Annotated in this window: 31 protein-coding genes and 1 tRNA gene; 29 read left to right on the forward strand and 3 right to left on the reverse strand. The window is 47.1% G+C overall.

Annotation, left to right across the window (positions count from 1 at the left end):
• Positions 1-4 precede the first annotated feature (4 nt).
• The 24 genes from rplP to NYP65_RS05530 all read left to right on the forward strand — a co-directional run bounded on the left by rplP (position 5) and on the right by NYP65_RS05530 (position 13,142).
• Positions 5-424, forward strand: coding sequence for a 50S ribosomal protein L16 (rplP, locus tag NYP65_RS05415; RefSeq protein WP_004114362.1), 420 nt, complete (start codon positions 5-7; stop codon positions 422-424).
• Positions 424-675 carry a 50S ribosomal protein L29 gene (rpmC, locus tag NYP65_RS05420; protein ID WP_473410735.1) on the forward strand — a complete coding sequence of 84 codons (252 nt, stop codon included), beginning with the start codon at positions 424-426 and terminating at the stop codon, positions 673-675. The genes rplP and rpmC overlap by 1 nt, the downstream gene beginning before the upstream one ends.
• A 2-nt stretch (positions 676-677) precedes the next feature.
• Entirely contained in the window at positions 678-944 is a 267-nt protein-coding gene (gene rpsQ, locus NYP65_RS05425; RefSeq protein ID WP_004114365.1) for a 30S ribosomal protein S17, read from the forward strand.
• 90 nt (positions 945-1,034) lie between these two features.
• Positions 1,035-1,403 carry a 50S ribosomal protein L14 gene (gene rplN, locus NYP65_RS05430; protein ID WP_004114366.1) on the forward strand — a complete coding sequence of 123 codons (369 nt, stop codon included), beginning with the start codon at positions 1,035-1,037 and terminating at the stop codon, positions 1,401-1,403.
• A 1-nt stretch (position 1,404) separates the two neighbouring features.
• Complete coding sequence (gene rplX / locus NYP65_RS05435; RefSeq protein ID WP_004114367.1) at positions 1,405-1,740, forward strand: 50S ribosomal protein L24; 336 nt, start codon at positions 1,405-1,407, stop codon at positions 1,738-1,740.
• Complete coding sequence (gene rplE / locus NYP65_RS05440; RefSeq protein ID WP_004114368.1) at positions 1,737-2,309, forward strand: 50S ribosomal protein L5; 573 nt, start codon at positions 1,737-1,739, stop codon at positions 2,307-2,309. Before rplX ends, rplE begins: the two co-directional genes overlap by 4 nt.
• A gap of 1 nt (position 2,310) precedes the next feature.
• Positions 2,311-2,496: a type Z 30S ribosomal protein S14 gene (locus NYP65_RS05445; RefSeq protein WP_004114370.1), complete on the forward strand. Its 186-nt coding sequence runs from the start codon at positions 2,311-2,313 to the stop codon at positions 2,494-2,496.
• A gap of 80 nt (positions 2,497-2,576) precedes the next feature.
• Positions 2,577-2,975, forward strand: coding sequence for a 30S ribosomal protein S8 (rpsH, locus tag NYP65_RS05450; protein WP_004131699.1), 399 nt, complete (start codon positions 2,577-2,579; stop codon positions 2,973-2,975).
• A gap of 16 nt (positions 2,976-2,991) precedes the next feature.
• On the forward strand, positions 2,992-3,531 hold the full coding sequence (rplF, locus tag NYP65_RS05455) for a 50S ribosomal protein L6 (protein WP_004133436.1): 540 nt from the start codon (positions 2,992-2,994) through the stop codon (positions 3,529-3,531).
• 1 nt (position 3,532) lies between these two features.
• Positions 3,533-3,904, forward strand: a complete 372-nt coding sequence (rplR, locus tag NYP65_RS05460) for a 50S ribosomal protein L18 (protein ID WP_004114376.1) — start codon at positions 3,533-3,535, stop codon at positions 3,902-3,904.
• Positions 3,901-4,629 carry a 30S ribosomal protein S5 gene (gene rpsE, locus NYP65_RS05465; protein ID WP_004131701.1) on the forward strand — a complete coding sequence of 243 codons (729 nt, stop codon included), beginning with the start codon at positions 3,901-3,903 and terminating at the stop codon, positions 4,627-4,629. Before rplR ends, rpsE begins: the two co-directional genes overlap by 4 nt.
• The gene (gene rpmD / locus NYP65_RS05470) at positions 4,629-4,811 is read left to right on the forward strand and encodes a 50S ribosomal protein L30 (RefSeq protein WP_004131702.1); all 183 of its coding nucleotides are present in this window, start codon (positions 4,629-4,631) and stop codon (positions 4,809-4,811) included. Before rpsE ends, rpmD begins: the two co-directional genes overlap by 1 nt.
• A gap of 2 nt (positions 4,812-4,813) precedes the next feature.
• Positions 4,814-5,269: a 50S ribosomal protein L15 gene (rplO, locus tag NYP65_RS05475; protein ID WP_004131703.1), complete on the forward strand. Its 456-nt coding sequence runs from the start codon at positions 4,814-4,816 to the stop codon at positions 5,267-5,269.
• Between the two features lie 211 nt (positions 5,270-5,480).
• Positions 5,481-6,821, forward strand: coding sequence for a preprotein translocase subunit SecY (secY, locus tag NYP65_RS05480; RefSeq protein WP_004131704.1), 1,341 nt, complete (start codon positions 5,481-5,483; stop codon positions 6,819-6,821).
• A 66-nt stretch (positions 6,822-6,887) separates the two neighbouring features.
• Positions 6,888-7,448 (forward strand): adenylate kinase, encoded by a 561-nt coding sequence (locus NYP65_RS05485; RefSeq protein WP_004131705.1) that lies wholly within the window; start codon positions 6,888-6,890, stop codon positions 7,446-7,448.
• Positions 7,449-7,595: 147 nt separating this feature from the next.
• Positions 7,596-7,814 carry a translation initiation factor IF-1 gene (gene infA / locus NYP65_RS05490; RefSeq protein ID WP_004105485.1) on the forward strand — a complete coding sequence of 73 codons (219 nt, stop codon included), beginning with the start codon at positions 7,596-7,598 and terminating at the stop codon, positions 7,812-7,814.
• 21 nt (positions 7,815-7,835) lie between these two features.
• On the forward strand, positions 7,836-7,949 hold the full coding sequence (gene rpmJ / locus NYP65_RS05495; protein ID WP_003842636.1) for a 50S ribosomal protein L36: 114 nt from the start codon (positions 7,836-7,838) through the stop codon (positions 7,947-7,949).
• Positions 7,950-8,093: 144 nt separating this feature from the next.
• On the forward strand, positions 8,094-8,471 hold the full coding sequence (gene rpsM, locus NYP65_RS05500) for a 30S ribosomal protein S13 (RefSeq protein ID WP_004105472.1): 378 nt from the start codon (positions 8,094-8,096) through the stop codon (positions 8,469-8,471).
• A 79-nt stretch (positions 8,472-8,550) separates the two neighbouring features.
• Positions 8,551-8,949: a 30S ribosomal protein S11 gene (gene rpsK / locus NYP65_RS05505; RefSeq protein WP_004105468.1), complete on the forward strand. Its 399-nt coding sequence runs from the start codon at positions 8,551-8,553 to the stop codon at positions 8,947-8,949.
• 79 nt (positions 8,950-9,028) lie between these two features.
• Positions 9,029-10,024: a DNA-directed RNA polymerase subunit alpha gene (locus tag NYP65_RS05510; protein WP_004131706.1), complete on the forward strand. Its 996-nt coding sequence runs from the start codon at positions 9,029-9,031 to the stop codon at positions 10,022-10,024.
• A 78-nt stretch (positions 10,025-10,102) separates the two neighbouring features.
• On the forward strand, positions 10,103-10,537 hold the full coding sequence (rplQ, locus tag NYP65_RS05515) for a 50S ribosomal protein L17 (RefSeq protein WP_004131707.1): 435 nt from the start codon (positions 10,103-10,105) through the stop codon (positions 10,535-10,537).
• A 151-nt stretch (positions 10,538-10,688) separates the two neighbouring features.
• The gene (locus NYP65_RS05520) at positions 10,689-11,990 is read left to right on the forward strand and encodes an Mbeg1-like protein (RefSeq protein WP_116692308.1); all 1,302 of its coding nucleotides are present in this window, start codon (positions 10,689-10,691) and stop codon (positions 11,988-11,990) included.
• 51 nt (positions 11,991-12,041) lie between these two features.
• Complete coding sequence (truA, locus tag NYP65_RS05525; RefSeq protein ID WP_020759423.1) at positions 12,042-12,953, forward strand: tRNA pseudouridine(38-40) synthase TruA; 912 nt, start codon at positions 12,042-12,044, stop codon at positions 12,951-12,953.
• A 103-nt stretch (positions 12,954-13,056) separates the two neighbouring features.
• Positions 13,057-13,142, forward strand: a tRNA-Ser gene (locus tag NYP65_RS05530).
• A gap of 314 nt (positions 13,143-13,456) precedes the next feature.
• Here the strand turns inward: NYP65_RS05530 and NYP65_RS05535 are convergent.
• On the reverse strand, positions 13,457-14,398 hold the full coding sequence (locus NYP65_RS05535; RefSeq protein ID WP_102704886.1) for a hypothetical protein: 942 nt from the start codon (positions 14,396-14,398) through the stop codon (positions 13,457-13,459).
• A gap of 256 nt (positions 14,399-14,654) precedes the next feature.
• Between NYP65_RS05535 and nusA the strand changes: the two genes are divergently transcribed.
• The 5 genes from nusA to ribF all read left to right on the forward strand — a co-directional run bounded on the left by nusA (position 14,655) and on the right by ribF (position 22,031).
• On the forward strand, positions 14,655-15,701 hold the full coding sequence (gene nusA / locus NYP65_RS05540; protein WP_004131711.1) for a transcription termination factor NusA: 1,047 nt from the start codon (positions 14,655-14,657) through the stop codon (positions 15,699-15,701).
• A 256-nt stretch (positions 15,702-15,957) separates the two neighbouring features.
• The gene (gene infB, locus NYP65_RS05545; RefSeq protein WP_427898057.1) at positions 15,958-18,855 is read left to right on the forward strand and encodes a translation initiation factor IF-2; all 2,898 of its coding nucleotides are present in this window, start codon (positions 15,958-15,960) and stop codon (positions 18,853-18,855) included.
• Between the two features lies 1 nt (position 18,856).
• Positions 18,857-19,447, forward strand: coding sequence for a 30S ribosome-binding factor RbfA (gene rbfA / locus NYP65_RS05550; protein WP_346284216.1), 591 nt, complete (start codon positions 18,857-18,859; stop codon positions 19,445-19,447).
• The gene (gene truB / locus NYP65_RS05555; protein WP_415691448.1) at positions 19,440-20,663 is read left to right on the forward strand and encodes a tRNA pseudouridine(55) synthase TruB; all 1,224 of its coding nucleotides are present in this window, start codon (positions 19,440-19,442) and stop codon (positions 20,661-20,663) included. Before rbfA ends, truB begins: the two co-directional genes overlap by 8 nt.
• A gap of 105 nt (positions 20,664-20,768) precedes the next feature.
• On the forward strand, positions 20,769-22,031 hold the full coding sequence (gene ribF, locus NYP65_RS05560) for a bifunctional riboflavin kinase/FMN adenylyltransferase (RefSeq protein ID WP_172539745.1): 1,263 nt from the start codon (positions 20,769-20,771) through the stop codon (positions 22,029-22,031).
• On the opposite strand, the gene NYP65_RS05565 is transcribed toward ribF, so the two are convergent.
• Both NYP65_RS05565 and NYP65_RS05570 read right to left on the reverse strand, forming a co-directional pair.
• Positions 22,017-22,841: an amino acid ABC transporter ATP-binding protein gene (locus NYP65_RS05565; protein WP_115794007.1), complete on the reverse strand. Its 825-nt coding sequence runs from the start codon at positions 22,839-22,841 to the stop codon at positions 22,017-22,019. The two genes, ribF and NYP65_RS05565, sit on opposite strands and share 15 nt — an antisense overlap.
• Entirely contained in the window at positions 22,841-23,791 is a 951-nt protein-coding gene (locus NYP65_RS05570) for an amino acid ABC transporter permease (protein WP_102704752.1), read from the reverse strand. The genes NYP65_RS05565 and NYP65_RS05570 overlap by 1 nt, the downstream gene beginning before the upstream one ends.
• Positions 23,792-23,864 lie beyond the last annotated feature (73 nt).

Below are 23,864 nucleotides of genomic sequence, written 5' to 3' on the forward strand. Positions count from 1 at the left end.
GCAGATGCTTATCCCAAAAAGGACTAAATATCGCAAGCAGCACCGTCCTACCCGTAGCGGCATGTCTAAGGGTGGAACCGCTATCGCTTTCGGCGATTTCGGTATTCAGGCGCTGGCTCCGGCGTACATCACTAACCGTCAGATCGAGGCAGCCCGTATCGCAATGACCCGCTATATTAAGCGTGGTGGTCGCGTGTGGATTACGGTTTTCCCTGATCGTCCATTAACCAAGCACCCGCTTGGTGCACGAATGGGTTCCGGTAAAGGTGCTCCAGAATTCTGGATTGCCAACATTCACCCAGGTCGTGTAATGTTCGAGATCGGTGGTGTTTCTGAGGACGTCGCTCGCGAGGCTTTGCGCCGCGCTATCGACAAGCTCCCAATGAAATGCCGTGTTATTGCGCGTGAAGGCGGTGACATCTGATGCCAGTCGGAACTGCAGACTACACCATCAAGAATTTAAACGAGAAGACTAATGCTGAAATCGAAGGCTTCTTAAAGAAGTCTAAGGAAGAGCTTTTTAACTTGCGCTTCCAGGCAGCAACTAGTCAACTTGAAAACAGCGCTCGCCTCAAGGCGGTCAAGCACGACATAGCCAGGATGTATACTATCCTGCGTGAGCGTGAACTCGGCATCAGCCAAGAGCCTGGCGCCACTGAGGTCAAGGAGAAGTAAGCATGGCTGAGAACCAAGAGCGCAACTTCCGCAAGGTTCGTCGCGGCTACGTCGTGTCCGAGGCCATGGACAAGACGATTGCCGTGGAGCTGGAGCAGCGTTCGACACACCCACTTTACGGTAAAGTCGTCCGCTCCACCCGCAAGGTCAAGGCCCATGATGAACACAATGAGGCGCATATTGGCGACCTCGTGAGTATTATGGAAACTCGGCCTTTGAGCAAGACCAAGCGTTGGCGTCTCGACTCGATTATCGAGCGCGCCAAGTAAACAAGTTCAGCAAGGCTCCGCGCTTCACCTGTGCTGCTTATTTGAGCGGTACGGGTGAGCGGGGAGAACCAGCTCGACTAAGGAGAATCAATGATTCAGCAGGAAACGCGGCTTCATGTCGCCGACAACACGGGTGCTAAGGAATTACTTGCCATCCGCGTGCTCGGTGGATCGAAGCGACGCTATGCCGGCATCGGCGACATTATCGTCGCCTCCGTTAAGGATGCTATTCCTGGCGGGTCGGTCAAGAAAGGCGACGTAGTTAAGGCTGTCGTCGTCCGTACTGTCAAGGAACATCGTCGTGTTGATGGTTCCTATATTAAGTTCGACGAGAACGCCGCTGTTATTCTCGGCTCCGGCCGTGAACCAAAGGGCACTCGTATCTTTGGACCAGTCGGTCGTGAATTGCGCGATAAGCGCTTCATGAAGATTGTGTCCCTCGCCCCGGAGGTGATCTGAGATGGTAGCCAAGATTAAGTCCGGCGACCAGGTAAAGGTTATCCGCGGCAAGGATCGCGGTAAGGAAGGCAAAGTACTTCGTGTACTCGCCGAAGACCGTTTGATCGTCGAGGGTGTTCAGGTTGTTAAGAAGCATGTGCGTGCTACCCAGCAGGGTCAGCAGGCAGGCATCGTCTCTGTTGAGGCTCCAATTCACCGTTCTAACGTTATGGTGATTGACCCAGAGACAAAGCAGCCAACCCGCGTGGGCGTGATTGTTAAGCAAGAAGCTCGCGACGGCAAAGTAAAGACCGTGCGCGTGCGTGTAGCTAAGAAGTCCGGAAAGGAGCTGGCATGACCGATACTACAGTTGAGGCGCCGGCAACTCCGCGCTTAAAGCAGCAATACAATGATCAAATCGTTCCAGCTTTGGAAAAGGAATTTGGCCACACTAATCCTATGCAGGTGGCTCGTTTGCAGAAGGTCGTCGTCTCTATGGGCGTTGGTGCTGCAGCTCGCGATTCCAAGCTCATCGAAGGTGCGATTAAGGATCTCACTTTGATCACTGGTCAGAAGCCAAAGGTTACTAAGGCTAAGAAGTCTGTTGCGCAGTTCCATTTGCGCGAAGGCCAGGCTATTGGCGCTTACGTAACTCTTCGTGGCGATCGTATGTGGGAATTCTTGGATCGTTTGCTCACTCTGGCTTTGCCACGTATCCGCGATTTCCGTGGTATTAATGGCAACCAGTTCGACGGTCAGGGTAATTACAACTTCGGTCTTACGGAGCAATCAATGTTCCACGAGATTGATCCTGATTCGATTGATCATCAGCGTGGTATGGACATCACCGTGGTGACCACCACCAAGGACGATGTGGAAGCGAAGTCGCTACTTAAGCACCTCGGTTTCCCATTCAAGGAGAACTGATATGGCAAAAACCGCTCTGAAAAACAAGGCGGCCGCTAAGCCGAAGTTCAAGGTGCGCGCTTATACGCGTTGCCAGGTTTGTGGTCGTCCTCACTCCGTGTATCGCAAGTTCGGTCTGTGCCGTGTATGCCTTCGTGAAAAGGCACATCGCGGTGAGTTGCCGGGTGTTACGAAGTCCAGTTGGTAAATATCGACGCTGAAGGTCCACTGCTTTATAAATAACAAACAGGCGGTGGAAACCACGGCGAGAAAGGGCGTTAGCCCAACATGACAATGACAGATCCTATCGCAGACATGTTGACACGTCTGCGTAATGCGAGCGCGGCAAAGCACGATATCGTGGAAATGCCGTACTCCAAATTCAAGGCGAATATCGCCGAGATTCTTAAGCGCGAAGGCTACATTAAAGACTTTGCTGCTAAAGAAGCTAAGGTTGGACAGACTTTGGAAGTTACGTTAAAGTACGGCTCCAATGGTCAGCGTTCCATCCAGGGCATTAAGCGCATCTCTAAGCCAGGCTTGCGTCGTTACGCAAAGTCTGATTCTTTGCCTATGCCTCTTGGCGGTCTCGGTATCGCTATTATCTCGACCAGCTCGGGATTGTTGACTCAGAAGGAATGCCTCGATCGAGGCATTGGCGGCGAAATCGTCGCCTACGTATGGTGAGAAAGGAGAGCTGAAAATGGCATCGCATATTGGTAAGCTCCCCGTCGACATTCCTGCAGGCGTGGAAGTTAAGATTGAAGGTCAGTCCTTTAGCGCTAAGGGTGCTAAGGGCTCTGATTCCTATGTAATTCCAGAAGGTATTACCGCTGAAGTTGCTGATGGCAAGATCGTTTTGACCCCAGTTGACGATTTGCGTCCAACTCGTGCAAAGCACGGCTTGGCTCGCGCAATCGTGGCGTCTATGGTTAAGGGTGTGCACGAAGGCTACGCCAAGACTCTAGACATTGTTGGAACTGGTTATCGTGCTGTAATGAAGGGCAAGGGCATTGAGTTCTCGCTCGGCTATTCGCACACTATTACCGTTCAGCCACCTGAGGGCATTGAGTTTGAATTGCCAAACGCAAATCAGGTAATCGTCAAGGGTACTGACAAGCAGGCCGTTGGTCAGGCTGCCGCTAACATTCGCAAGCTTCGTGCTCCAGAACCTTATAAGGGCAAGGGCATTAAGTACAGCGATGAGCGTATTTTGCGCAAGGCTGGAAAGGCTGGTAAGTGATATGAGCGTTAAGATTTTCGGTAAGGGTACCAAAGTCGCACGTTTGCGTCGTCACGCCCGCCTTCGTAAGCGCATCTCTGGCACTCCAGAGCGCCCACGTTTGGTAGTTTCTCGTTCTAACCGTCACATGGTTGCTCAGATTGTGGATGACACTAAGGGTCTTACCCTTGTAAGCGCTTCCACCTTGACTTCTGACTTCGCTGGTTTTACTGGTACGAAGACTGAAGCTGCTACCAAGGTTGGCGAGTTAATCGCAGCCAAGGCGAAGGAAGCGGGAATCACCGCTGTTATCTTCGATCGTGGCGGTAATAAGTATCATGGTCGCGTCGCAGCCGTAGCTGAAGGCGCCCGTCAGGGAGGTCTAGCACTGTGAGCGATAACGAAAAGGAAACCCAAGTGGCTGAAGAAACTCAGAACACTCAGGCATCCGCTGAGGAGCGTACCGACGATCGTCGTTCCCGTCGTTCTAAGGGCGAAGGTAAGCGTAGCGAACGTCGTAGCCGTCGTGAAGAAAACCGCGGCGAAGAGCTTTTGGATCGCGTAGTTACTATTAACCGTGTTTCCAAGACCCACAAGGGTGGCCGTACCTTTAGCTTTGCAGCACTTGTTGTTGTTGGCGACGGTAAGGGCACTGTTGGTGTTGGTTACGGTAAGTCTCGCGAAGTTCCAGCAGCTATCGCTAAGGGTCAGCTTGACGCTAAGAAGCATATGTTTACTGTTCCACGCATTCGTGGTACCGTGACTCACCCTGTGTTGGGTCACGATGCTGCTGGTACAGTTTTGCTTCGTCCAGCTGCTCCAGGTACTGGTGTAATCGCTGGTGGCGCTGTGCGTGCTGTTATGGAGTGCGCTGGCATTACCGATATCCTCACCAAGTCCATGGGCTCCGCAACCGCTGTTAACGTGGTTCGCGCTACTGTGGATGCTTTGAAGAAGCTTGAAGAGCCAGAAGAAATTTGCGCTCGTCGTGGACTTTCCCTCGAGGAAGTTGCACCAGACGCATTGCTTCGTGAGCGCGCTGCTGGCATTGCCGAAGCACGCAAGGCTCGTGAAGAAGCTCAGGCTGCTAAGGCTGCCCAGGCAAAGGATGGTGAGTGATGGCTAACTTAAAGATCACTCTGGTGCACGGTTTGGTTCATTCCACCGAGCGTCAGCGCGCTAACGTTAAGACTCTTGGCCTTCACAAGATTGGTCAAAGCGTTGTTCGCGAGGACAATTCAGTCAATCGTGGCTTGGTTATGGCCGTTCGCCACTTGCTGAGCGTTGAGGAGGTTGACTGATTATGGCTAATGAAGAACCAATGTTGCACATGCACACGTTGCGTCCAGCTCCAGGAGCTAAGAAGGATCGCATCCGCGTGGGTCGTGGTGAAGGCTCTAAGGGTAAGACTTCGGGTCGTGGAGACAAAGGTACAAAGAAGCGTTACCAAGTTCGTCCAGGCTTTGAAGGCGGCCAGCTTCCACTTTACATGCGCTTGCCTAAGCTTCGTGGCTTTAAGAGCCCATTCAAGAAGGAGTTCCAGGTTGTTAATGTTGCAGCCCTTGCAGAACTCTTCCCAAAGGGTGGCGAAGTCACTGTTGCTGATTTGGTAGTTAAGGGCGCTGTGCGTGATGGTTACCCAGTTAAGGTTTTGGGCGATGGCGATCTTAAGGTTGCTTTGACTCTTAAGGGAGTTAAGGCTTCTGCATCCGCTAAAGCCAAGATCGAAGCTGCTGGTGGCTCTGTTAGCGAAGAGTAGTAATAAGTAGTAATACTTAAGCTAGTAATGCTAATTAACGCAGTGATTTAACTGTTTAATAATCCCCCTAGTTTGCACTGGGGGGATTATTTTATTGCAAAACTCACTCAATTATTGTTTCAGTATGTACCGTGATATAAACTATTGCCTCAGAGTTTGTTTTTTTACTGGTGCGCCTAGATCGTAGCGCAAAAAAGGGAGGAAGACCCAGGTGAAAACGTTAATCCAGGCCTTCAAGACGAAGGAGTTGAGGAATAAGATCCTCTTCGTCTTCGCAATGATTATTATCTACCGAATCGGCTCATTTATTCCGATTCCTGGAGTTGACTACAAAGTTATTCGAGCTTGCACCGCTAAGCTGGCTTCTTCTAGCGAGAACTTTATTGGGTTGGTGAATCTGTTCTCTGGCGGTTCTCTTTTGCAGCTTTCGATTTTTGCATTAGGCGTTATGCCATACATTACGGCGTCCATTGTTATTCAGTTGCTTAGAGTTGTGATTCCACGCTTTGAGGCTCTTCACAAAGAAGGTCAGTCTGGAGAAACGAAACTTACTCAGTACACCCGTTACTTAACCATCGGTTTGGCTGTTTTGCAATCAACTACCATTTTGGTTACGGCTCGTTCTGGCGCGCTATTTAACTATCAATGCGGCCAGGTTATTCCAGACGGTTCTATGTGGAGCCTTATTGTAATGGTCTTAATCATGACTGGTGGCACTGGCCTCATAATGTGGATGGCAGAGCTTATTACAGATAAGGGTATTGGCCAGGGTATGTCTGTATTAATCTTTATGTCTATTTGCTCTGGATTCCTTCCAAAGTTGTGGGAAATCGGTTGGGGTACGAATGGCCTTAATGGAGATTGGACTAAGTTCTCCATTGTTGCTGGCGTTTTCCTTGTGATTCTTATTTTCGTTGACTTTGTGGAGCTTGCTCAGCGTAGAATCCCTGTTCAGTACACGCGTCGAATGATTGGCCGCAAAATGTACGGCGGCTCTTCCACATACTTGCCTCTTAAGGTGAATATGAGTGGCGTTATTCCACCAATCTTTGCGTCTTCGATTCTTGCTATTCCAACACTTCTTGCTCAATTTGGAGATAGTCGTAAGGATTGGGTGCGTTGGATTAATGCCAATTTAGCAAACTCTACTTCTGTTTGGTACATAGCGTTGTACACCGTTATGATCGTGTTCTTCTGCTTCTTCTACACCGAGATTACTTTTAATCCAGATGAGACTGCAGACAACATGAAGGAATACGGCGGATTTATTCCTGGTATTCGCGCTGGTAGCGCTACAAGCCGTTATCTTAGCTACGTTATGAATAGGCTTAACACAGTTGGTGCTATTTACTTGCTGTTTGTGGCTTTGATTCCAACGGTTTTGATTATGTCTTTGCATCTTAATATGAAGCTTCCATTTGGTGGTACAACAATTCTGATTATTGCTGGTGTTGGCTTGGATACTTTGCGTCAAGCTAAGGCTCAAACTGAGCAATTCCAGTATGCTGGATTCCTGTTTGATCACAGCAATAATAAGCAGGTTGCTAAGTAGTATTTCAGATAGGTTTTGTTTAATATTTGTATTGGATTTGCATTGGCATAAAACTAGGAGATTAATATGCGATTGTTAATTATGGGTCCGCAAGGAGTAGGTAAAGGCACTCAAGCCGCTTTGCTTGCAGAGCATTACAATATTCCTGCTATTTCTACTGGCGACATTTTCCGTTATAACTTAAAGAATAAAACGGAACTTGGCAAGAAGGTTCAAGGTTATCTCGATAAGGGAGAGCTTGTTCCAGATGAATTGACAAATAGCATTGTTAAAGATCGTCTTGCTCAAGATGATGCAAAGAATGGCTGGATTCTAGATGGCTATCCTCGCAACGCTTCTCAAGTTCAGGCTCTTGATCGCATGTTGGAAGAGCTTGGTACTCCACTAGATCATGTTGTTGCTTTAGAGGCGGAGCGTGAGGTTTTGCTTGAGCGCATGCAAAAGCGTGCTGTAGAGCAGGGTCGTTCCGACGATACTCCAGAAGTTATTGCTAAGCGTTTGGAAACTTACGAGAAGGAAACAGCTCCTTTGCTGGATATTTATGAAAGCCGCGGTCAGCTTGTTGAAGTTGATGGCGTTGGAGATATTGCCGAAATCAACAATCGCATAGTTGAATCCTTGGTATGAGATTTATTTAAGATTTAGATTTTCTCATATTTGTAATGCGCCCTTGCGACACGCCGAGTGTTGTATTGGGCGCATTTACTGTATCATAGAAGATTGGCGTGTCTTCGGATGCGCAAAGTAGTATATCCAAGGAACGGAACGAGGCTCATGGCAAAAGACGGTGTGATTGAAGTCGAAGGCACGGTAGTAGAAGCACTACCTAACGCGATGTTTCGCGTTCAGCTTGAGAACGAGCACATTGTACTGGCTACGATTTCGGGAAAAATGCGTAAGAATTACATTCGCATTCTTCCGCAAGATCGTGTTGTGCTGGAGATGAGTCCTTACGATTTGAACCGCGGACGTATTACGTACCGTTATAAGTAAAGGTACAAGCAAAGGAAAACCATGAAGGTCAGCCCTAGCGTGAAGAGGATCTGCGAAAACTGCCGCGTGATCCGCCGTCACGGTCGCGTCATGGTGATTTGCATCAACCCACGTCATAAGCAGCGTCAGGGCTGAGTGGATCTCCACCGCGAATATAAAGGAATAAGGCGCTAAGTCGCAGCTTAAGCTGAACCCTGGGTGCGCAGGCCCAGGCCGCAAATAATCGATATTATTGCGGGAGACTTGGTGCACGACCTGCGTAATAGTAAAGGAATTACAATGGCACGTCTTGCCGGAGTAGATATTCCCAATGAGAAGCGCATTGAGATTGCCCTCACCTATATTTTTGGTGTAGGTCGTACTCGCGCTAAGGAAACGCTTGCCGCGACCGGTGTTAATCCGGATACCCGCGTCAAGGATCTTACGGATGAACAGTTAATCACTTTGCGTGATTATCTTGAGGCCAACTATAAGATTGAAGGCGATTTGCGTCGTGAAATCGACGCCGACATCCGTCGTAAGATTCAGATCAACTGCTATCAAGGCCAGCGTCATCGCAAGGGTCTTCCTGTGCGTGGTCAGCGTACTAAGACTAATGCTCGTACTCGTAAGGGTCCAAAGCGTACTGTCGCCGGGAAGAAGAAGGCCACCCGATAGTCGGTGGTCGGCTCTAGGCCACGAGTTAATTCTCATCGCCTAGACATACCAACTAATTCGTCATAGGAAACGAGGGTCAATGGCAGCTGCAAAGCAAGCCTCGCGCAAGCCGCGTCGCCGGGACCGCAAGTCGGTACCGGTTGGGCAGGCGCATATTAAATCAACATTCAATAACACGATTATTTCCATCACCGATCCATCGGGTGCAGTCCTCTCTTGGGCTTCTGGTGGCGATGTCGGCTTTAAGGGTTCCCGTAAGTCGACTCCTTACGCTGCAGGTATGGCCGCTGAGTCTGCTGCTCGTAAGGCAATGGAACATGGCCTTAAAAAGGTCGACGTGTTTGTTAAGGGTCCAGGTTCCGGTCGCGAAACCGCTATCCGTTCCCTTCAGTCCGCGGGTCTTGAGGTCGGTTCTATTACCGACGTCACCCCACAAGCGCATAACGGCGTTCGCCCACCAAAGCGTCGCCGCGTCTGAGCACTCTTACGAATCCATCCATCCAACCCGCTTATGGGCGGCGAGTGCACCACCGACCAGAAGCTGAAAGGATACAAAAGTGCTTATCGCACAGCGTCCAACACTTACCGAGGAATCACTGAATCCCCAGCGTTCTCGCTTTACTATTGAGCCGTTGGAACCAGGTTTCGGATACACGCTCGGCAATTCGCTGCGTCGTACCTTGTTGAGCTCCATTCCAGGTGCGGCCGTTACTTCGGTACGCATCTCTGGTGCTTTACATGAGTTCACGACTCTGCCAGGTGTTGAAGAGGATGTCACTGAAATCCTGCTGAACATCAAGGGCATCGTACTTACAAGTGAGTATGACGAGCCAGTAGTGATGTATCTACGCAAGAGCGGCAAGGGTGAGGCAACAGCTGGAGATATTACTCCTCCTGCTGGCGTCACTATTGCCAACCCACAGATGCATATCGCTACACTTGCTGAAGATGGCGAGCTCGAAATTGAGTTCACTGTGGAGCGTGGTCGTGGCTACGTGCCTGCTCAAATGAATAAGCAGGAAAACAGCGAAATCGGTCGCATTCCAGTGGATTCGATCTACTCGCCAGTTTTGAAGGTGAGCTATAAGGTCGAAGCTACCCGCGTGGAACAGCGCACGGACTTCGATAAGCTTATCCTGGATGTGGAAACTAAGCCAGCTATTACACCACGAGACGCAGTTGCGTCCGCAGGTTCGACTTTGGTTGAGCTTTTCGGTCTTTGCCGTGAGCTTAACGTCGATGCTGAAGGTGTTGAAGTTGGTCCAGCTCCAGTCATGGCGGAAGCTGATTCCCAAATGGCCACTCCAATTGAGGATTTGAACCTAACGCAGCGCAGCTACAACTGCTTGAAGCGTGAAGGAATCCACACAGTTGGTGAGCTGGTAGTTCACACTGAGCAGGATTTGCTCGATATTCGTAATTTCGGCATGAAATCCATCGATGAGGTTAAAGAAAAGTTGCAATCCATGGGATTGTCTCTTAAGCCTTCACCGCTTGGCTTTGACGCCAATAATCTCGAAGGTGGCACATTCTTCTCGCCAGAAGACGAGTAAACAACCACCGCAAATCGTCGCGGTTTTTGGATGTTCGGGTTTTTGCCCACCTGAATTCCGCGGCAATAAGGAGTAATAATGCCTACACCGAAACAAGGGCCTCGTCTGGCTTCTAGCCCAGCGCATGAGCGCCTGATGCTGGCCAATATGGCTACAAGCCTCTTCCAGCACGGTCGTATTGTGACTACTTTGCCAAAGGCAAAGCGTCTTCGTCCACTTGCTGAGCGTTTGGTAACATTCGCTAAGCGTGGCGATTTGCATTCGCGCCGCCGCGTGTTGCGCGTAATTCGCAATAAGTCCGTTGTTCACATGCTTTTCACTCAGATTGCTGAGCAGATGAAGCAGCGTGAAGGTGGCTATACTCGCATCGTTAAGATGGCCCCTCGTCGTGGTGATACTGCTCCACAGGCTATTATCGAGCTTGTTGTTGAGCCAGTAAGCCCAAAGAAGGCTGTTGTTAAGGAAGCTGAGTCCGCTACTAAGGTTGCTGCTAAAGAAGAAGCAGCCGAGTAGTTGAGATTAGCATCTTGATGCATCGGTAAGTAAATCTTTTTGCGATTAATCGCAAGTATAAAGGTTTATTAAACGGGTTGAAGATATCTCCAGCCCGTTTTTCTATATCTGACATATATTTTCTATATCTGGTATCAATTATTATTGAACTATGTCAAATATTCTCGATTTACTGAATAATGATTTTACTAATTTTAAAGAGCGAAAATTCAACGCCGTAGATTCGCTTATTTTATGCGAGTTGGCGTATATTTGCATGCCTGAATCGATTCCAAAATATAATGACGATTCTAACTCACTAGCAACCGTTCCTTTAAGCGAATTGCTTCGCGGTGAGGATTTTTCTTCAATGTTTAGCTCTGGTTCTACTAAGGTAGATGAGTTTCGCAAGAATCTACTTTTGGCTGTTGAGTCTAGCCCGCGTTATAGGGGCATGCGTGTTGGTGAGGTTCTTGAACGTTTTGATGAGTCGAATATTGATGACTCTTGCGAACAGCAATTTGCGGCTGTTACTTTTGATTTAACAGATTGCATTGGGTCTAGCTGCTTTGTTGTTGCTTTTAGAGGAACAGATAACACGCTTGTTGGCTGGAAGGAAGACTTTAACATGGCATTTCGCTGCCCAGTGCCAGCGCAGGAGTCGGCGGCGGAGTATTTGCTCTCTATATCTAGGCGCGCATGTAAAGATTCTTGCAAAAGTGGCGGTATTCGTGGGATTTTTAGCAGTGTTGGTGATTATTTTGCGAATTTGTTTAATAAGAAGAGTGATTTTAAGAATAGTGATTTAGATAAGAGCAATCTAGAAAATAGCAATGATTGCGATTTAAATGATTGCGATCTAAGTGATAATCCTAAAATATTTGTTGTGGGCCATTCAAAAGGCGGGAATATGGCTGCATACGCGGCAATGCGATTAGACGCGCAAGATCGAAGCCTTGGAAATCATATTAGTAAAATCTATTCAATGGACGGCCCTAGTTTTGGCTCGGATGTTGTTGATCCAAAGGTTTTTTCTCGCGTTGTTTCCAGAATCGAAAAAGTTGTTCCGCAATCTGCCTTTATTGGATTGATTATGGATACGGGAGTGCCGTATAAGGTTACAGCTGCCGATTCAATTGGATTAATGCAACATCTTGGCATATATTGGCAAGTTAAAGATGGTGATTTTGACTACTGCGATTGTGTAACTCCGCGCGCTCTAGCAGTTTCTAAAGCTGCAAACGAGTGGATGATGAGTTTGCCATTTGAAGAGCGAAAACGCAGAATTGATAGTGTTTACAGCATGTTTAGCAGTTTAGGGTACTCGAATTTCGACGAGATGTCTTCGCATTGGTCGGAGGTTGTTCCTGCATTATTGAAGATTGCAATGCATATGGATTCAAAAACATATGAGTTGATTCGTAGCGTTATGAGTGCTTTTGCGCTCGCTGGCGGTTCAGATAAGAAAAACTAGTGGAAGTCTGTTTGGAAAGTCTGTTTGTAAGTCTGTTTGGAAAGGTTTTGAATGCGTCTTCGTTTGGATTTAGCGTATGATGGCGGCGATTTTTATGGTTGGGCAAAGCAACCTACTTTGCGCACCGTTCAAGGTGTTTTAGAAGACGCATTGCACAAGGTTTTGCGCGTGAATAAAAGCGATGCTAGCGAACCTTTGCGCCTTAGCGTTGCTGGCCGCACAGATACGGGCGTTCACGCATCTTACCAAGTTTGCCATTTAGACGTTTCGGAATCCGTTTTGCAAAATTGCGTCGGTCACACAAATCTGACTCCAGTAAAAGCCTTGGAATATAGGCTTTGTGGCGTTTTGCCTAAAGACATTTCGATTCACAGCGTAAGCATTGCGCCAAGCGGTTTTGATGCGCGTTTTTCTGCGTTGGATCGCACATACGTGTATAGGATTAGTGATGCTGCGAATCGCGCGAATTTGGATCCGCGCATGCGTGGCTTTGTGTTGCAGCTTGACTACGACTTAAACGTTGATGCCATGAATCAGGCGGCGTCTTTGATTGTTGGTTTGCACGATTTTGGCTCTTTTGCGCGGCCAAATCCTGGTGGAACTACGATTCGCTGCGTTAAAAAGGCTGTTTGGAATCGCGTTTGCGTGGGGAGCTGTTTATCTAAATCAACTGGAAAAATTCCTTGCATTGAGAACGGTTTGCTTGAGTTTACTATTGTTGCAGACGCGTTTGCGCATAACATGGTTCGTTCGCTTGTTGGGGCGTGCGTGCAAGTTGGGTGTGCAAAGCGTTCTGTTGATTGGTTCAAAAATAAGATTGAAAATCCGATTCGAGAAGGCTCTACTGGGCCGATTGCAGCTAACGGTTTGACTTTGGAATATGTTGAATACCCTAAAGACGAGGAGCTTGGTGTGCGAGCAAACGCGATTCGTGCTAAGCGCACGATCGAGGAGCTTGGGTGAGTGTCAACGCGCCATGCGTCTTATATATTCTAGGGTTGTTTTACAATTGAAAAGTTGCGTTTCTTTTTGCATTTGCGTTTTGCGTATTTGCGATTGGCGCAAAGGATGAATGTCCGAGCGGTCTAAGGAGCACGCCTCGAAAGCGTGTGAGGGCTACACCCTCCGCGAGTTCAAATCTCGCTTCATCCGCAAGCAGGGTTTCTGGCGATTAGCCAGAAGCCCTTTTTGCTTACACAAGCGCTTTCCTTATTTGTCGTTGCGCGAGGTTTGAGTATTTCTCTCCTCGCAAGTCCCGTCGCTACGCTCCTCTTTTATTGCTCGTAGAGAAATACATCAAACCTTCTGGATATCTAGAACTTTTTCGTATCTTTCATCACCGAGATTCTCGATTTTTCTTCTTCATTCGATGAATCACCACCTTCGGCGCTGAGGTTCATCTCATTCAGTGCGAAAAATCTCGAATCTCTACTTTATTTGGCGTACATATGCAATCATGCAGTGTGCTATTGCTCAAAAATCGCGGAAGAATCGCTAGGGTATCCATACGCGTACGCGCTCATAATATGCGAAATAGCAATGTTTGCAAGAATCTCAATAAACTCTTGATTTGTGTTGCTAGAAAGTGCGCTATGATTTACGCTACCGTCTTTGTTTGTAGGGAAAATAGCTTGATTTAGCGCGTCTAGTTCTCCGCGCGCGCAATCCATATACGCTATTGCAACTATTGGCAAGTCTTTTGCGCTAGCTTCGTCTTTTGCAACGCCAGAGTCCAGATTCTTTTGCGGTATTTCGTATACTTTTTGTCGCAAGTCGCTTCCGCTTGAAGCAAAGTGCATAAGCATGTTAGCAATCGTAGCTGTAATATCGCTTTGTCTTAAGGAAACATTATCAACATCTTTTGCAGCTAAAGTTTGTAACATAAAAGCTAGTTTGTCTTGTTCTAATGCCGCTTTTGCAAGTGGGTCGTGATTCCAATACAAGTTACTAGTACTATTTGCAAAGTCATACAATTTTTTGTAAACGCTTGATTCCATTTGATTTGCGATTTTAGGGGCGTTTGCTGCTCCACTTTCGTTGCCTTGACTTAAGTTGGCCAATCTCCAGGTGTTTTGCGCGCTAAAAACAACGCCTTGAGCAAATCGTGCGTTGCATTGTATTGCAACGTTTTTCCAAGAATTCGCAGCATTTTGCAAGTTGTTTCTAGTTACGTTTGCTTCTTGTTGATCTACGATTTTTTGATTGTGCTTTGCGCTTTGTAGAACTTGGTAGCACTCATTATTGCTTTTAGATGAACGAACCGCAGTGTTGTTAACGTTATTAAATTGCCCTGATCCCGAGCAAGCGCTAGAAGCCATTAATACAGCAATAAGTGATGCAAATACTAGAACAAACTTTTTTTTGTGCATTGGAACACCTTTTGCTACGCGTTTGATAATATTTTGCACGCCTTGCAAGGCTTTAGAACAAAACAAAACGTGTCTGCATAATCTACTAAAATAGTCCGTGACTGTGACCAATGTTGGCTTGCTTTGTGTCTAACATTTTATGCTTAACATTTTTAATCATAGTCATAAAATTTTGCGCTTTACATACTTGTTAAAATTAGATTTTAGCGTTTTGTTATGCGTAAAACGTATAAAAGAAGAATAAGTTAATTTTATAAGTGAAAATTTATAAATGAATCACAGGAGGACGTGCACGATGGAATTGGATTTGGCGGGAATGCATCAGCTTGCGGCTCAGCAGGGGATTAATGCCGACGAGCTGGACGAGGCACTCGCCGAGGCTTTGCGTCTTGCATACATGAAGACTTCCCACCCAGCAAGGCATGCTCGAGTTGAGCTAGATGAGCGTGCTGGTTGCTTTACTGTATGGGCACGAGATGAGATTCCAGGTGTTCCTACAGAAGATAATCCTCACCCAGCATTTACTTTGGGCGAGGAGTATGACGATACGCCTAGAGATTTTGGACGTCTTGCTGCAGCAACAGCTCGCCAAGTTATTACTCAACTTTTCCGCAAAGTGGAAGATGACCGCGTATTTGGAGCTTTTTCGGGTCAAAAAGGAAAGCTTATTAACGGCATTGTGCAGCAGGATTCTAAAGATCCTTCTAATATTCACGTTGCTGTTGGAGATGTTGAAGCCATTTTGCCTAGAAGAGAGCAAGTTCCTGGCGAAAGGTATCGTCACGGCGAGCGTATTCGCGTTTATGTTGTAAACGTTGCTCGCGGCTTGCGCGGACCAGAAATAGTTGTTTCTAGGTCTCACCCAGATCTTGTTCGCAGACTTTTTGAGCGAGAAGTTCCAGAACTTGTTTCGGGAGCTGTTTCGATTATGGCAATTGCTCGAGAAGCTGGCGCTCGTACTAAGATTGCTGTTCGCGCTAACACAGATGGCGTTAATCCAAAGGGTGCTTTGATTGGTCCTGGTGGTTCGCGCGTTCGTGCTGTATTGGAAAATCTTGGTCAAGAAAAAATCGATATTGTTGATTGGTCGCAAGATCCAGCACAGTTTGTTTCCGCTGCATTGTCTCCAGCAGTAGTAACTGAAGTTCATGTTGTTAGTGAGAAAAGTCAGACTGCTGTTGCTTTTATTCACGATTCTCAGCTTTCGCTTGCAATTGGCAAGGAGGGACAGAACGCGCGACTTGCAGCAAAGTTGACTGGTTGGAAGATTGGAATTGAGTCTGCGGAAGAGCATGCTAAAAAGCAAGAAGCTATGAACGCTGATTCTAATTCGGCGGAATAAGATTTTTGCTAGTATTTAGCAAACTTGCGACACTCCCGAGAATCCAACGTTTCGAGTAAGCTGAAAGCTGCAATCTGGGCTTATTAGCAGCTTTTTGCCTAGGGAACGAGGTACAAAATCATGGTTGAAATCATGGTTACACGATGAGATATCGCATTATGAGATATCTAAATAAAAAGCATAAGAGTAAGAATCTTATAACAATATAAAGTGGTTGCGTTCGTTTTACGCTGCCACAGACTGAGGAGAACACTGAGTGGTAAAAAAGCGCGTATACGAACTGGCCAAAGAATTTGGTGTAGATAGTAAAACCGTATTGGAACGTTTGAAGAGTATGGGCGAATTCGTAAAGTCCGCTTCTTCAACTGTTGAAGCTCCTGTAGTGCGTCGTCTAAAGACGGAATTTGTGCCTGCGGATTCTGCTGCAAAGAGCGAATCGAAGCCTTCTGCGTCTAAGAATGTTGATCATGCGTCTAATAAATCTGCGGATTCTGCGTCTAATAGCAAGCCAGAATCTCATGGTCAAAATGCAGAAAAGAAGGCTAATCAAAAGCCAGAACAAAAGTCTTTTGCAAAGCAGAATTCTGCGCAAAAAGTGCATGAAAATCACGAATCTAAGACTTCTAATGCGCATGCTGCTAACAATGCAACTCCTAAGCCTTCGGCTGGAAACGCAAAGCCTAATAATGCTTCTAGGTCTGGCGATTCAAAGCGCAACGCAGAAAAGCGCAGTGGTGCAGAATCTAAATCTGCTAAGCAAGAGCGTTCTGCGCAAATGCCTCCACGCCCTAGACCACACCAAGGCTCTGGCTCGGGAACCGCTCCTCGACCAGGAAACAATCCGTTTAGTCGAAAGCAGGGTATGCGCGCGCCTACACCTGGAGACATTCCACGCCCACATCCAATGTCGCGGCCAGGCGCTGCTGCAGAGAATGCTCGTGGCTCAAAACCAGGATCTGGTAATGGTAATGGCGGCAACGGCGGTGGTCGCGGTCGCGGTGGTCGCGGCGGAAACCGTCAAGGCGGCGGCAATGGCAACGGCGGCAACGGAGCAAATCGTTCCCAATGGCAAGGTTCGCATCGTTCAGGCGGCGGCAATGGTGGCGCAGGATCGCGCCCATCGGCAGAGTCGCGCTTTAACGCAAACCAAGCTGCAAGCTTCCAAGCAGCGGCTGCAGGTGCTCCAAATGCAGGCCCATCCAGGGGTGGTCGTGGTCGCGCAGGAGCTGCAGGTGCATTCGGTCGCCAAGGTGGAAAGTCCTCTAAGGCTCGCAAGAATCGTCTTGCAAAGCGCAGGGAATACGAAGAGCTTAAAGCACCAGTTATTGGCGGCGTGCGTATTCCTTCGGGTAACGGCGCTACGATTCGCCTTCGTCAGGGAGCAACGCTTTCGGATTTGGCAGAAAAGATTGATGTAAATCCAGCAGCTTTGGTTACTGTTTTGTTCCATCTTGGAGAGATGGCAACAGCTACGCAGTCTTTGGATGAAACAACATTCCAGATTCTTGGCGAAGAAATCGGCTGGAATATTAGCCTTGTTTCTGCAGAAGAGGAAGATAAAGAGCTTCTTCAGCAGTTCGATATTGACTTAGACGAAGAAGAGCTTCAAGAAGACGATAATCTTGTAACTCGCCCTCCAGTTGTTACTGTTATGGGCCACGTTGATCACGGTAAAACTCGCTTGCTCGATACAATCCGTAAGTCGAATGTTGTAGCGCGCGAAGCTGGCGGCATTACGCAGCGCATCGGCGCTTACCAAGTTACAGTCACCTTAGACGGCGACAAGCGCAAGATTACGTTCTTGGATACACCAGGCCACGAAGCGTTTACAGCTATGCGTGCTCGTGGTGCGGAGCTTACAGACGTTGCAATTCTTGTTGTTGCAGCAGACGACGGCGTTATGCCTCAGACTGTTGAAGCAATCAACCACGCACAGGCTGCTCACGTGCCTATTGTTGTTGCAGTAAACAAGATTGATGTTGCTGGAGCAAACCCAGATAAGGTTCGCGGTCAGCTTACAGAGTACGGTCTTGTGCCAGAAGAATACGGCGGCGACACCATGTTTGTGAATATTTCCGCAAAGCAGGGGACCAACGTAGATAAGCTTCTTGAGGCTGTTCTTTTGACTACAGATGCGGAGCTTGATCCTAAGGCGAATCCAAACATGGACGCTCGTGGCGCAACTGTTGAAGCTCGCTTGGATAAGGGTCGCGGTGCTGTTGCAACCGTTCTTGTTCAGCAAGGTACGCTTAAAGTCGGAGATTCCATTGTTGCAGGCACGTCTTATGGTCGCGTTCGCGCAATGCTCGACGAAAATGGCAACCACTTGCAAGAGGCAGGTCCTTCCACGCCAGTTCAGGTGCTTGGTTTGACTTCTGTTCCAACTGCAGGCGACTTGTTCTTGGTTACTTCCGACGATCGTTCTGCTCGCCAAATTGCCGAAAAGCGTCAGGCTACAGAGCGCGCGGCTCAGCTTGCAAAGCGTCGTAAGGTTGTGTCTCTTGAAAGCCTTAAGGAACAGTTTGCTAAGTCCGAAGTGGATATGCTTAACATTGTTATTAAGGGTGATTCTTCTGGCTCCGTTGAAGCTTTGGAAGACTCCTTAATGAAGATTGAGGTTTCCGACGAAGTTGGAATTCAGGTTATTCACCGCGGCGTTGGCGCGATTACTCAAAACGATGTGAACCTTGCAACTGTTGATAAGGCCGTTATTATTGGCTTTAACGTGCGTCCAAATCGCCAGGTTGCAGACTTGGCAGATCGCGAAGGCGTGGAAGTTAAGTACTACTCTGTTATTTACAAAGCAATCGAAGATATTGAAGCTGCTTTGAAGGGTATGCTTAAGCCAGAGTTTGAAGAGGTTGTTACATCTCATTCCGAGATTCGCGAAATCTTCCGCTCGTCCAAGTTTGGCAATATTGCTGGCGTTATGGTTCAAGATGGTGAGGTTAAGCGCGGAACCAAGTGCCGTATTTTGCGTAACGGTGTTGCAACTGTTAACGATCTTGAAATCTCCACTTTGCGTAGGTTTAAGGATGATGTGCAATCCGTTAGCGAAGGCTACGAAGCAGGCATTAATCTTGGCAGCTTTAACGACATTGAGCTTGGCGACGTAATCGAAACATTTGAAATGAAGCAGATTGAGCGCAAGTAATATGGCTGGAACAAACCCTAGAGCCGCGCGAATTGCGGCTTTGATTCACAGAGTGATTGCGTCCAATATGGAATCGCATTTGCACGATAAGCGACTTGCTAACGTAACGATTACAGAAGTGAGAGTTACTAACGATTTGCAAATAGCTAAAGTGTATTGGACGCAGCTTGGCACTGCTGGAAAAGAGCAGGGCGAGCGTATGCGCGCAAACCAGGCTTTGCAACAGGCTAAGGGACGCTTACGCACTTTAGTTGGAGCTAAAGCAGGCTTGCGATTAACGCCTCAAATCCAATTTGTTTACGATGAAGTTCCTAGCGAAGCTCACGAGATTGAAGACATTTTGGTTGCGGCTCGCAAGCGTGACGAGGAGCTAGCTAAAGCGCGAGAAACAGCGCAATATGCTGGGGAAGCGGATCCGTATAAAAAGCCTCGTGAAGATGAGGATTTTGACGACGAGGATTTTGACGAAGACAGCGACTTTGAAGACGACAACTTTGCGGATTCTAGCGACTCTGCGGATTCTGGCGATTTTGCGGATTCTAGCGACTTTGATAGTGATGTAACTAGCGACTTTAGAGAGGGCAATGAGTAGTCCTGAATTACCATCTTCTAGCAAAGTACCATCTTCTGGAATTTTGCTAGTAGATAAGCCAAAAGGCGTTACCAGTCACGATGTTGTATCTTTTGCACGCGGCTTGTTGCACACTAAACGAGTGGGTCATGCTGGAACTTTAGACCCAATGGCAACAGGCTTGCTGATTCTTGGCTTTGGTAACGCCACGCGCTTGCTCAACTATTTGCTTGGTCACAATAAAACGTACGAAGCTGTGATTCGTCTTGGCGAGTCAACTAACACAGACGACGCGGATGGTAATGTTGTTTCAAGCGTGGATGATGAAAATGGCATTATAAACTTTGCAAATATTGATGAAATTCTTAAAGAATTGCGCGTTGTAATAGCAAAGAATTTTACTGGCTCGATTATGCAAACGCCAACATCTTTTTCTGCTATAAAAGTAAATGGCGTTCGCGCTTACGACTTAGCGCGTGAAGGTAAAGATGTTCATTTAGAGTCTAGAGAAGTTTTTATTTACGATTTTTCTTTGCTGGATGCGCATTTTAGTGTGGGCGTAAGCGGCGCAAAGGTTATTGACGTGCGCGCAAGCGTTTCTTGCTCTAGTGGCACATATATTCGCGCTCTAGCTCGCGATTTGGGGCGTGTTCTTGGAGTTGGAGGACACTTAGTTAGCCTTAGAAGAACGCGTATTGGCGATTTTTCTATAGAAGATAGTCGCGTGCTTAAGCTTAAAAGTGTTATTCGCACATTTACAAACAAAAATGGCGTGACTCAAACTCGCGCGAAGGCTGTTTTAGACGATTTATACTATTCGCAAGGTTCATGCGATTCGCTGGTTTCTGGCGATTCGTCATCTGCTTTGCCAGCCTCATCGCCTTTAGAAAACACTCTTAATCAACACTTGCTAAGCATGTTTGAATCTGCAAAATTAACAATGCAAACAGTAGAAGTAAGCGAAAATCAAGCTAAAGACTTGCGATTTGGCAGAAAAATCACAATTCCTACGATTAGCGCAAAAAACGCGATTGCATACGTAAAAGCCGCAAAAGATGAGAAAAACGACGTTGTTGCAGTTCTAGAGGTTGCACAAAAGTCGCAAGCTTCTACGCGCGAAAGTATTACGTTCTATAAGTCACAAGAGAATAACGAGAATAACGAAAAAATCGAGAATAACGAAAAAAATACAAATCAAATAGAAGCTAAACCAATTGTAGTATTTGTACAAAGCTAGTTTGCTGGTAAAATAGATATTAGTGTGAAAATGGGGTTGCGGCAAAGTGGCGTCTAAAATAAAGCGATACCAATATTTGCGGCTCTTGCGAACAGTAAGGATATGATGAAGGTCATCGACATTCGACCAGATGCCAACGGTATGATTAGTTGGCCAACGTTGAGCGCTCAACGTAAGTCAGTTGTTACAATAGGTGTATTCGACGGAATGCATCTTGGGCATCGTAAAGTTATTGAGCGAACAGTGGAGATTGCGCGCAAAAACAACGCGTTCTCGGTTGTTATAATGTTTGACCCTCGTCCAAGCGTTGTGCACGAAAATCCAGATTTATTCGACGATTTTGGCGATGACGCGCAAATTCCAGTAGATTCGCAAGCGCTAACAAGCGTTCGCCAGCGGCTTAGAGTTTTACAGCAGTTAGACGTTGATCACGTTATTATAGTTCGATATAGCCTTGCTTTTGCGGCAAAATCGTACAGATTCTTCCTTGGGCAGCTGGTTGGTAAGCTAGGTATGCGCGCGCTTGTTTTGGGGTCGGATGCAGCTTTGGGCGCTAAAAGAGCTGGAAACGTTCATGCTATTAAAGAGCTTGCGCAAGCTACAGGCGTTTTTAATCTTGTTGTTGTAGATGATTTTGGGCCAGGAGACGTTCGCGTTCCAGACCCGATTGTTCCAGAGGTTCCTTTAGAAGGCGGAGAGCCAAAAGATCCTGCAAGTGGCATGAATAAGGCGGAATATCGTGCTTGGAGCAAGGGCATGCCGAATAAAAAGGTTCGTGCTTGGAGCTCTACAAATGTGCGATGGATGCTTGCAAATGGCAGGGTTCGAGATGCTGGAGATATTCTTGGACAGCCGCATAGAGTAGAAGGCACTGTTATTCACGGAGCTGGTCGCGGTCATCAAATTGGCTTCCCAACTGTAAATCTTGGTGAGCGAATTGACGGATATATTCCTGTTGATGGCGTGTATGCTGGCTGGATTATTGATTTAGATGCAGACGAGCAAAATGGCGCTTCTTCTGGCAGAAACATTCCTAGCGTAGGTGTTTTGCGTAAAGATGAGCTTCATCTTGGATTGCATTCGCCTTGGCGTTGGGCTGCTGCAATTTCAGTTGGCACTAATCCTACTTTTGAAGATGACGCGGCAAATCGCGCGGATGCTTACGACGATACTCTAGAAGAGCAATCGTCTAATCGAACTGTTGAAGCATATGCGTTAACAGATAAGATTCAAGACTTATACGGGCATAGGGTTTGCATTGAGTTTGCGCGCTTCTTGCGCCCGCAGCAAGCATTTGACTCGCAAGAGCAGCTTAAGGACGCTATTAGCAAAGACGTTGAGCAAACGCGCGCGCTAGTGTCGGAATGATTTAAAGAAGTTTTGCGTTTCTGGGTCGCTGCAAGCATCCATAACTTCGTACGGCGTGCCGTTTTCTGCAACAACGCCGTTTCTAAGCAAAACTACTCTGTCGGCAGCTTCGTGCGCAAAATGCATCTCGTGAGTGGCCATTAAAATGGTTGTTCCTTGCTGCTTTAGCTCCGCAACCATGTCTAGAACTTCGCCAACAAGCATTGGGTCTAGCGCGGAAGTAATCTCGTCTAAAAGCAGGAGTTGTGGGCTTGTCATAAGCGCGCGAGCAATCGCCACTCGCTGCTGCTGTCCGCCCGAAAGCTGATCTGGGTAGGATTTTGCTTTATTTTCTAGCTTAATCCTAGATAGAAGCTCCATTGCGCGGCTTTCTGCGCGATCTTTGCTCCAATGATGAACTTTTCGCGCAGCAAGAGTCACGTTATCTAAAACACTCATATGCGTAAAAAGATTGAATTGCTGGAACACAACTCCGATTTGAGATCTAATTTGATCTTGATTTATGCGTGGATCTGTAATATCTGTGTTTCCAAGCCAAACTTGGCCGTCGTCTACTCGCTCAAGCAAATTAATGCACTTCATAAGAGTAGATTTGCCGCTTCCAGAAGGCCCTAAAAGAGCCACCACTTCGTGAGGCGCAATATCAAAAGAAATACCCTTAAGAACAGGTGTTGAGTTATACGATTTTCTAATATTGCTTAAGCGCAAAACTGGGGTTGAATCCGTGTTATTGCTTGTATTCGTTTGATCACTTGTGTTCGTGTAATCACTCATTTGTTGATTTACCTTTTGATTTGTTACGTTATTCATCACACAGTTCCTCCGTTTAGCTCGCGCTTGCGAAGTCTTGCTGTATACCAATCGTTTAGAACAATAAACGGAATGCTTAGCGCTATAAACACAACGCTTGCTACAACGTATGGAGTGAAGTTATAAGAAGTTGCAACAGATATTTGAGCGGCTCGAACTGCGTCTACAGCTCCCAAAACAGATATAAGCCCTGCGTCTTTTTGCATAGATATAAAGTCGTTCATTAATGCAGGAGCCACTTTTCTTAAGCCAAGAGGAATTACCACTAATCGCACAGTTTGACCAGATGTTAAGCCAAGTGACCTTGCAGATGCTCGCATTGACGGATGCACGTCTTCAAATCCTGCGCGCAATACCTCTCCAACGTATGCTGAGTAGCTCATAACAATGGCGATTGTGCCGAGTATTGCTGGTGGAATGCGCCCAAAAAGCTGTAATCCTGGTATGCCAAAGCCGATTAAGTAAAGCACAACAAGCATTGGTATGCCGCGCATAATAGTTGTGTAGAATTGCGCTATAGCGCGCAATGGGAAAAGCATTGGGCTTACGCTTGTGCGAATAACTGCGATTAAAGTTCCAAGTATTGCAACTCCTATTACAGCAAACACAAGCACTTGCAAATTAAGCATTAAGCCTTGCAAAACAGATGGCAAAGATAGAATAAAGTATTTGCCAGAAAAGAACGTTTCGCGCACTCTTGGCCAACCAGGGCTCATTGCAAGCGCCGCAATGCACACGCCAAGCAATACTAAAGTGCTTATTATGCTTGTTAAAACAGATTTAAGATTCTGTTTTTTGCGTATTGCTCTGCGCTCAAGCTCGATATTGCTTAAAGCGCACGTTCCTTCATCTAATGCCGTATTAGCGCTAGATAGTGACGACGCATTAGTGAGTAACTTATTTGATTCGTTGCTTGCAGAATCTGTTGTACTGCCGTTAAGTACTGTCATTGGCGGTAGCCTGAGCCTTTCGACATAATGAATGATACGCACTATTGTAAGCACTTTTATGTGACGATTGGGT

The organism is Gardnerella sp. c12Ub_1, from assembly GCF_055804375.1.

What these genes read in the sequence shown, in the direction of transcription:
- rplP (WP_004114362.1), top strand. Translation starts at nt 5, where the DNA reads ATGCTTATCCCAAAAAGGACTAAATATCGCAAGCAGCACCGTCCTACC.
- rpmC (WP_473410735.1), top strand. Translation starts at nt 424, where the DNA reads ATGCCAGTCGGAACTGCAGACTACACCATCAAGAATTTAAACGAGAAG.
- rpsQ (WP_004114365.1), top strand. Translation starts at nt 678, where the DNA reads ATGGCTGAGAACCAAGAGCGCAACTTCCGCAAGGTTCGTCGCGGCTAC.
- rplN (WP_004114366.1), top strand. Translation starts at nt 1,035, where the DNA reads ATGATTCAGCAGGAAACGCGGCTTCATGTCGCCGACAACACGGGTGCT.
- rplX (WP_004114367.1), top strand. Translation starts at nt 1,405, where the DNA reads ATGGTAGCCAAGATTAAGTCCGGCGACCAGGTAAAGGTTATCCGCGGC.
- rplE (WP_004114368.1), top strand. Translation starts at nt 1,737, where the DNA reads ATGACCGATACTACAGTTGAGGCGCCGGCAACTCCGCGCTTAAAGCAG.
- NYP65_RS05445 (WP_004114370.1), top strand. Translation starts at nt 2,311, where the DNA reads ATGGCAAAAACCGCTCTGAAAAACAAGGCGGCCGCTAAGCCGAAGTTC.
- rpsH (WP_004131699.1), top strand. Translation starts at nt 2,577, where the DNA reads ATGACAATGACAGATCCTATCGCAGACATGTTGACACGTCTGCGTAAT.
- rplF (WP_004133436.1), top strand. Translation starts at nt 2,992, where the DNA reads ATGGCATCGCATATTGGTAAGCTCCCCGTCGACATTCCTGCAGGCGTG.
- rplR (WP_004114376.1), top strand. Translation starts at nt 3,533, where the DNA reads ATGAGCGTTAAGATTTTCGGTAAGGGTACCAAAGTCGCACGTTTGCGT.
- rpmD (WP_004131702.1), top strand. Translation starts at nt 4,629, where the DNA reads ATGGCTAACTTAAAGATCACTCTGGTGCACGGTTTGGTTCATTCCACC.
- rplO (WP_004131703.1), top strand. Translation starts at nt 4,814, where the DNA reads ATGGCTAATGAAGAACCAATGTTGCACATGCACACGTTGCGTCCAGCT.
- NYP65_RS05485 (WP_004131705.1), top strand. Translation starts at nt 6,888, where the DNA reads ATGCGATTGTTAATTATGGGTCCGCAAGGAGTAGGTAAAGGCACTCAA.
- infA (WP_004105485.1), top strand. Translation starts at nt 7,596, where the DNA reads ATGGCAAAAGACGGTGTGATTGAAGTCGAAGGCACGGTAGTAGAAGCA.
- rpmJ (WP_003842636.1), top strand. Translation starts at nt 7,836, where the DNA reads ATGAAGGTCAGCCCTAGCGTGAAGAGGATCTGCGAAAACTGCCGCGTG.
- rpsM (WP_004105472.1), top strand. Translation starts at nt 8,094, where the DNA reads ATGGCACGTCTTGCCGGAGTAGATATTCCCAATGAGAAGCGCATTGAG.
- rpsK (WP_004105468.1), top strand. Translation starts at nt 8,551, where the DNA reads ATGGCAGCTGCAAAGCAAGCCTCGCGCAAGCCGCGTCGCCGGGACCGC.
- rplQ (WP_004131707.1), top strand. Translation starts at nt 10,103, where the DNA reads ATGCCTACACCGAAACAAGGGCCTCGTCTGGCTTCTAGCCCAGCGCAT.
- NYP65_RS05520 (WP_116692308.1), top strand. Translation starts at nt 10,689, where the DNA reads ATGTCAAATATTCTCGATTTACTGAATAATGATTTTACTAATTTTAAA.
- truA (WP_020759423.1), top strand. Translation starts at nt 12,042, where the DNA reads ATGCGTCTTCGTTTGGATTTAGCGTATGATGGCGGCGATTTTTATGGT.
- nusA (WP_004131711.1), top strand. Translation starts at nt 14,655, where the DNA reads ATGGAATTGGATTTGGCGGGAATGCATCAGCTTGCGGCTCAGCAGGGG.
- rbfA (WP_346284216.1), top strand. Translation starts at nt 18,857, where the DNA reads ATGGCTGGAACAAACCCTAGAGCCGCGCGAATTGCGGCTTTGATTCAC.
- truB (WP_415691448.1), top strand. Translation starts at nt 19,440, where the DNA reads ATGAGTAGTCCTGAATTACCATCTTCTAGCAAAGTACCATCTTCTGGA.
- ribF (WP_172539745.1), top strand. Translation starts at nt 20,769, where the DNA reads ATGAAGGTCATCGACATTCGACCAGATGCCAACGGTATGATTAGTTGG.
- NYP65_RS05565 (WP_115794007.1), bottom strand. Translation starts at nt 22,841, where the DNA reads ATGAATAACGTAACAAATCAAAAGGTAAATCAACAAATGAGTGATTAC.
- NYP65_RS05570 (WP_102704752.1), bottom strand. Translation starts at nt 23,791, where the DNA reads ATGACAGTACTTAACGGCAGTACAACAGATTCTGCAAGCAACGAATCA.